Genomic DNA, 6756 nt, shown 5'->3' with positions numbered 1-6756 from the left:
AGCAGCTGGCACCACGAGGTGCGCCCGGTCTCCAGCGCGGCGACGAAGGAGTACGGCCAGCCCGGCACGAACTGATCCGAAGCGCGTCCGTTCCGGCCGTAGACATGACAGAACAGACGGTCCGCGCTGGTCGGGGCATCCGAGCGCAGCCAGTTGCTCACATCGACAGCCAGGACCAGGCGGTTGTCGGCGGCCTTGGGCTGCGGCAGCACCGCCAGCGCCCGACGTAGCCGGCTCTCCTCGATCCGGCCGCAGTTCAGCGCGTCGTACAACGCGCCGTGCCCCCGCCTGTGCTCGGCCACCAGCGTCAGATCGACCGGCGAGGTCACCGGCCCGTTCTCGCACAGCATCGCGTCCGTGAGCTCGAACAGGGTGTCACCGCGCCGGGTCAGGCACGCGTAGAAGTCCTCCCGGAAGTGTGACGTGAAGTCGAACGCGTCCCACCGGGCATCGTCGTGCAGCACACTCACCCCTGCGGCCTTCGTATGAGTCTGATTCCTTGGCGGAACGCAGGATCATGCGAGGGCCGTCCGCCTGTCTGGCGAATCCCCAGGTGAGTGACGGTGTCCTACTCGACGTTCGAGGACCGAGGTTAAAGAACAAGCTAAGACTGATTCAGCCCCGTTCGCGGTTCCGCGTCCCGCCGCCACTCAGGCTGTTTGAGCAGTGGCACTGCCGAAGACCTGATTGCGATGTGCCGTCTTCGTGACAGTGAGCCACCTGGAGGTGTACCGACCCAGGACAGCCGCGATGTCGCGAAGAACCACCGCCGTGTCAGTGATAAGCGCCAGCCACGAGCCGAACGACTAGCAAGAACAACGACTCTCCCGCTCAACCGTGACTGACACGCTCTCACTGACACGAAACCGGCACATCGCACCCCAGGCGTCCGGTCGCCTGACGCCCCCCGCCGCATCACCGGCCCCTGCGGGGAGTGCCAGGCCTCGAACGGCGCCCGCGGGAATCCGATACCTGGGATGGGGGCTTCTACCTCGCCTGGGGTGACTGCGACGCGGGTCTGCTGGCGTTGCGCGGGCGGCTCTATAGGCGGTTAGCCCGCCGCGCGCAACGGCAGACGGCGGCCGAAGACGGCGTCGAAGGAGTGCGCCTGGCGGGTGCTGACCAGGCGGTAGGCGCCGTCGTGCCGGCGCTCGGCGTGGCCGGTGTAGTGGAGGACCTCGACCGGGGTCAGAACGCGCAGGTCCCCGAACACGTAGTACAGCGGGGTCGGCCGATTGGCGGCGATGAATTGCAGGCCGGCGTGGACAGCTTCGTCGGCAACGGCGTACCGGCCGGAGGAGCTGCTGGGCATGCAGTCCTTCGCGTCGATCGTGACGACCTCGCCGGCGCGGGCGGCGATCAGGTCAGGGAACCAGCGCAGCGCCGAGGTGGTGCAGGCCAGGGCCTGCCGGATCGCGGGCGGATAGATGCCCTGCCCGCAGCGTTCGACCGTCCACCCCTGCGCCGCGAGCGCCGCCGCGACGCGCTGCTCATGGGCGTCCCCGACCGCCTTGCGCTCCTGCCACTGCGTCACCACCACGTCCCCTCCCACACCTTCACCCCTAGATGATACGAACGTTCTCTTCTTCGTACTACGTGCTCACCGTTATGATGCCCCTCATGGCGGCATACGCAGACCCACGTTTTCGTCCCACGCTCTGGCCAGGAACACCGGTTCCCCTGCCGGAGATGACACCCATGCACGGGGTCCGGGCCGAAGGCGACTGGATCGTGTGGGCCGCCCAGGGCTTTGACCGGGTCGTCGAAAAGGCGTCGTTGCCGGACGACTTCTACCTGCGCGAGCTGATGGAGGTGGACCCGGCAGACCTGGCCACCGTGGCCGGCTGGATGAACCAGTACGGGCGCCTGGGCGGCAGCATCGATGCTGGCAGCTGGGACTACGAGGAACACAGCCGCCTGCAAGAGCTCGAGGAACGTGAACATCCCCGCTATGGCCCCTGGTCGCTCCACGGCGACCTCGTGCGCCTCCACATCAGTGAGGCCCAGTCCGCCATCGCCACGTGGCTGGCATGCCGTCGCCCCAGGGGCCTGGACGAACTCGTCGAGACGGAAGTCACCGAACAGCACCTGGCCGATACCGCAGCCGGGAACAACCACGACGACAGTAGATACCCCAAAACCCTCGACGAGCTCCGCTCCGCCACCCTAGGCCTGCGGCTAGCCATGCTCCGGTCGGCCCTGCGCTACAACCTCGCAGCCTTCAGCGTCGGCCTGGGCAGTCTCACCGACCGGCAGCCGTCCATCCTCTCCGTCGCGTTCCTCCAGCTGTACAACCACCTCGCCGAGGACGCCACCATCCGCACCTGCGCGAACGAGACCTGCGGGCGGGACTTCGTCCGCCAACGCGGCCGCGCCGAGTACGGCCAGAACCGCACCAGCGGCATCAAGTACTGCACCCGCGAATGCGCCCGTGCCCAAGCCCAACGCGAGCACCGACGCCGCAAGGCCGCCACGGCCCGGCCGGCCCCCGCCACCACGAAAGCCTCACCGGCCCCGCACGCAGAGGAGCGGCTCGGATGATCCACCTCCGCGAGCACCAGGTCACCGCGGTCGCCGCGATCCGTGCCTGGGCCGGTCGCCCCGAACGCGCCCCCGTTCCCACCCAGGGCGCCCGCGGCACCCTCGTCTCGGCGACCGGATCGGGCAAGACCATCACCGCCGCCTGGGCAGCACGAGACTCCTTCCCCGACGGCCGGATCCTCGTCACCGTCCCGACCTTGGACCTGCTGGTGCAGACAGCCCAGGCCTGGCGTCTGGTGGGCCATACCGCGCCGATGGTGGCGGTGTGCTCGCTGGAGAACGACGCGGTGCTGGACTCGCTGGGGGTGCGGACCACCACGAACCCGATCCAACTCGCCCTGTGGGCCGGATCCGGGCCGGTGGTCGTGTTCGCCACGTACGCCTCTCTGGTGGACCGTGAGGACATCGACGCATCCGAGGGCCAGCGGAAGGTTCGCGGTCCGCTGGAGGCCGCGCTGGCAGGCGGAGAGCGCCTGTACGGCCAGCGCATGGCGGGCTTCGACCTCGCCATCGTGGATGAGGCCCACGGAACCGCCGGTGATCTTGGTCGACCGTGGGCGGCGATCCACGACAACAGCCGTATCCCCGCTGACTTCCGGCTCTACCTGACCGCGACCCCGCGCATCCTGGCGGCGCCCCAGCCGCGCAGGGGCGCGGACGGCCAGGAGGCGGAGATCGCGACCATGGCCGACGACCCGAACGGCACGTACGGCGCGTGGCTGGCCGAGCTGAGCCTGTCGGAGGCGATCGAGCGGGAGATCCTCGCCGGGTTCGAGATCGACGTCTTGGAGATCCGCGACCCCTCCCCCGTGATCGGTGAGACGGAGGAGGCGCGGCGTGGCCGGCGCCTGGCCCTGCTGCAGACCGCGCTCCTGGAGCACGCCGCCGCGTACAACCTGCGCACGGTCATGACGTTCCACCAGAAGGTCGAGGAAGCGGCCGCGTTCGCGGAGAAGCTGCCCGAGACGGCGGCCGAGCTGTACATGAACGACGCCTCGGACGAGGACCTGGCGAGGGCGGAGGAGCTGCCCGCGTCGTCGATCGACGCGGCCTTCTACGAGCTGGAGGCCGGCCGCCATGTCCCGCCGGACCGGGTGTGGTCGGCGTGGCTGTGCGGCGACCACCTCGTCTCCGAGCGGCGCGAGGCCCTGCGTCAGTTCGCCAACGGCATCGACGCGAACAACCGGCGCGTGCACCGGGCGTTCCTCGCCTCGGTACGGGTGCTCGGGGAAGGCGTGGACATCACCGGCGAGCGGGGTGTGGAGGCCGTCTGCTTCGCGGACACCCGCGGCTCGCAGGTGGAGATCGTGCAGAACATCGGCCGGGCGCTGAGGCTCAACAAGGACGGCTCCACCAAGGTCGCGCGGATCATCGTGCCGGTCTTCCTTGAGCCAGGTGAGGACCCACAGGACATGGTCGCCAGCGCCTCGTTCCGCCCCCTTGTCGCGGTCCTCCAAGGCCTGCGCTCGCATGATGAACGACTCGTCGAGCAGCTCGCCTCCCGCGCCCTCACGAGCGGCAAGCGCAAGGTTCACGTCCGGCGTGACGAAGAGGGACGGATCGTCGGGGCCAGCGGCGAGGGCGACGGCCAGGACCAGGAGGACGACACGCAGGCCGCCTCCGAAGCGGCTCTGCTGCACTTCTCCAGCCCGCGTGACACGGCGACCATCGCGGCGTTCCTGCGCACCCGGGTCTACCGGCCCGAGTCCCTGATCTGGCTGCAGGGCTACCAGGCCCTGCTTCACTGGCGGAAAGAGAACCAGATCACCGGCCTCTATGCCGTTCCCTACGACGTCGAGGTCGAAGTCGGAGCGACCAAGGCGTTTCCGCTTGGCCGATGGGTCCACCAGCAGCGAAAGGCACTGCGGGCCGGGGAGCTGGAGGAGCGGCGCAAGGTCCTCCTGGACGCGCCAGAGGCCGGGATGGTCTGGGAACCGGGCGAGGAAGCCTGGGAGAACAAACTCGCCGCGCTACGGTCCTACCGGCGGGCCACGGGGCACCTCGCGCCCAGGCAGGACGCGGTGTGGGGCGAGGGCAAGGAGATGGTGCCCATCGGCCAGCACATGGCCAACCTGCGCAGGAAGGGCGGTCTGGGCAAGGACGCGGAGCGGGCCGCCGTGCGCGCGAAGCAGCTGGCCGCGATCGATGAGGACTGGAACTGCCCGTGGCCGCTGGACTGGCAGCGGCACTACCGCGTCCTCGCGGACCTGGTCGACGCCGATGGCAGCCTGCCCGACATCCAACCCGGCGTGCTGATGGACGGCGACGACATCGGCAAGTGGCTCCAGCAGCAGAAGCAGCCGGCCACGTGGGCGCGGCTCCAGGCCGAACAGCAGGACCGGCTGTCCACGCTGGGCATCAAGCCGCTGGAGAAGCCTTCTCCCGCCCCGGCGGCCGGCTGTGCGACGAAGGGGCCGAGCAAGGCGCAGCAGGCGTTCCAGCGCGGCCTGGCGGCCCTCGCGCAGTGGGTGGAGCGGGAGGGCGCGGACCGGCTGGTGCCCCGCGGGCACGCCGAGGAGATCACCGTCGACGGCGAGGCGGAGCCGGTGGTCGTCAAGCTGGGCGTATGGATTTCGAACACGAAATCGAGGAGGGGCCGGCTTGCCCAGGAGCAGCTGGACGCGCTGCGGAAGCTCGGCATGGACTGGGCATGATTCGCGGGCATCATGGCGCATCTGGTGCCCGCGCCGACCAGCACGCCGTGGCCCACAGACAAGGCACTCCGCGAGGGCTGCCTCGGTGAGGATGATCCGCGCTGTCCGAACTGTCGACGAAAGATCGTGCGGCGTCTTACTCTGCGTGTGCAGAAGGTGACGAGACGAGGGAAGGTCGTAGCCAGCCCTTGCTTAGAGGGCCCTGAGGGTGCGTGCTTCGCATGTGCGGGCCGCCGGGGTGGCAGGGGGCAACGGGCCTTGGGGGGATGAATGACGAGCGGATTGCGAATCCGGCGGGCGAGCCGGTGGCAGGACGCGGTGCGCATGCTCTTGCTGATCAATGCGGCGGCTCATGAACCGCGACCCGGCGTGGACGGTGAGGTGCCGGCCGAGTGCGTGGGTGTGGTCCGCGCGCAGGTGCGGCTGCAGAAGCTCGATTTCTGGGTGCGCTACCCCGACTATCTGGCTTATGAGCTGATGACGGAGTACGAGAAGGCTCCGGATGAGCCGGCGCTGCTCGATCTGGCCGAGGACATCCTCTCCTCCCAGGAGCCGGACCTGCGTCGGTTTCCGATGCTGCGGCACCGCTTTGGTGCCTTCGAGGAGCTCGACGACGCCCTCGCGGTACTGGTCGAACGGGGCTTGCTGAAAAAGACGCAGGTCTTGCGGGAGCGGAAGGTGGTCGAGCACCGCTACTACCTGTTGCAGGCGGGCCGCACGCTTGCCGTGAACATCGTCGTAGAGGCCCCGGCGCTGGCCTGGTACGTGGAGCGGACCAAGCGGGTGGTGGCGTTGGTTGACGGGCTGGGAGGGACACAGCTGAAGAAACGCCAGTATCTGTTGCGGGACTACGCCGACACGCCCATCGGGTCATACATCACCCCAATCACTGATCAGGCGCGGGCAAGGTCCCTCTCTGTCAGCCTTGGGTGAGACGTCCCGCTTCGTCGGGTTAGCCTGAGAGGGCACGACAGGAGAACCACCCCCTCATGACCAGCACCAACCCCGCCGGACCCGATCCGGCTGCCCGGCCGAAGCGCCGGACCTTCAGTCCCGAGTACAAGCTGCGGATCGTGGCCGAGTACGACTCCGCGCCCAAGAACGAGAAGGGCGCGATCCTGCGCCGCGAGCGCCTGTACCACTCGCACGTCAAGGAATGGCGGGCCGCGCGGGATGCCGGGGCCCTGGAGAAGCTGGTCGACAAGCGCACCAGTCCGGCGAGGCCGAAGAAGTCCGCCGCCGAGGCGGAGAACGAGAAGCTGCGCCGCCAGGTGGAGCGGCTGGAGAAGGAACTGGCCCGGAACAAGGCCGCGCTGGAAGTCATGGGAAAAGCTTCCGCGCTCTTGGAAATGATCTCCGAGAGCGCGGACTGATCGCTGCCGCCGAACCGGTGGCCGACGACGCGTTCACCGGCGTCGAGGGCGAGCTCGGTATCACGGCGGCCTGCCGGCTGACCGGCCGCTCCCGGGCCACCCACTACCGTCGGCTGCGGCCCCCACCGGAGCGAAAGCCCAGAAAACCACAGGTCCAGCCCTCAGCCCTCACACCCGAGGAACGGGCG

General features: G+C 68.9%; 6 protein-coding genes. 4 read left to right on the top strand and 2 right to left on the bottom strand.

All coding sequences use genetic code 11. The features are described from left to right. On the bottom strand, nt 1–464 hold a 464-nt coding region (locus TU30_RS32480; RefSeq protein WP_370626748.1), incomplete at its 3' end, for a transposase. A 587-nt stretch (nt 465–1051) separates the two neighbouring features. Next, complete coding sequence (locus TU30_RS32475; protein WP_234308076.1) at nt 1052–1540, bottom strand: hypothetical protein; 489 nt, start codon at nt 1538–1540, stop codon at nt 1052–1054. A gap of 149 nt (nt 1541–1689) precedes the next feature. Between TU30_RS32475 and TU30_RS32470 the strand changes: the two genes are divergently transcribed. From TU30_RS32470 to TU30_RS32455, 4 genes are all read left to right on the top strand, one after another. Beyond that, nucleotides 1690–2541, top strand: coding sequence for a hypothetical protein (locus TU30_RS32470; protein ID WP_234308075.1), 852 nt, complete (start codon nt 1690–1692; stop codon nt 2539–2541). Then, nucleotides 2538–5195 carry a DEAD/DEAH box helicase gene (locus tag TU30_RS32465; protein ID WP_078878775.1) on the top strand — a complete coding sequence of 886 codons (2658 nt, stop codon included), beginning with the start codon at nt 2538–2540 and terminating at the stop codon, nt 5193–5195. Before TU30_RS32470 ends, TU30_RS32465 begins: the two co-directional genes overlap by 4 nt. A gap of 324 nt (nt 5196–5519) precedes the next feature. Then, nucleotides 5520–6128: a hypothetical protein gene (locus TU30_RS32460; RefSeq protein ID WP_107068645.1), complete on the top strand. Its 609-nt coding sequence runs from the start codon at nt 5520–5522 to the stop codon at nt 6126–6128. A gap of 56 nt (nt 6129–6184) precedes the next feature. After that, nucleotides 6185–6568 (top strand): hypothetical protein, encoded by a 384-nt coding sequence (locus TU30_RS32455; protein WP_042176980.1) that lies wholly within the window; start codon nt 6185–6187, stop codon nt 6566–6568. Nucleotides 6569–6756: the final 188 nt, after the last annotated feature.

Origin of the sequence: Streptomyces sp. NBRC 110035 (assembly GCF_000829695.1) — a bacterium.
In the GTDB taxonomy this organism is placed as follows: Bacteria; Actinomycetota; Actinomycetes; order Streptomycetales; family Streptomycetaceae; genus Streptomyces.
This window is presented reverse-complemented; position numbering and strand designations above follow the sequence as displayed.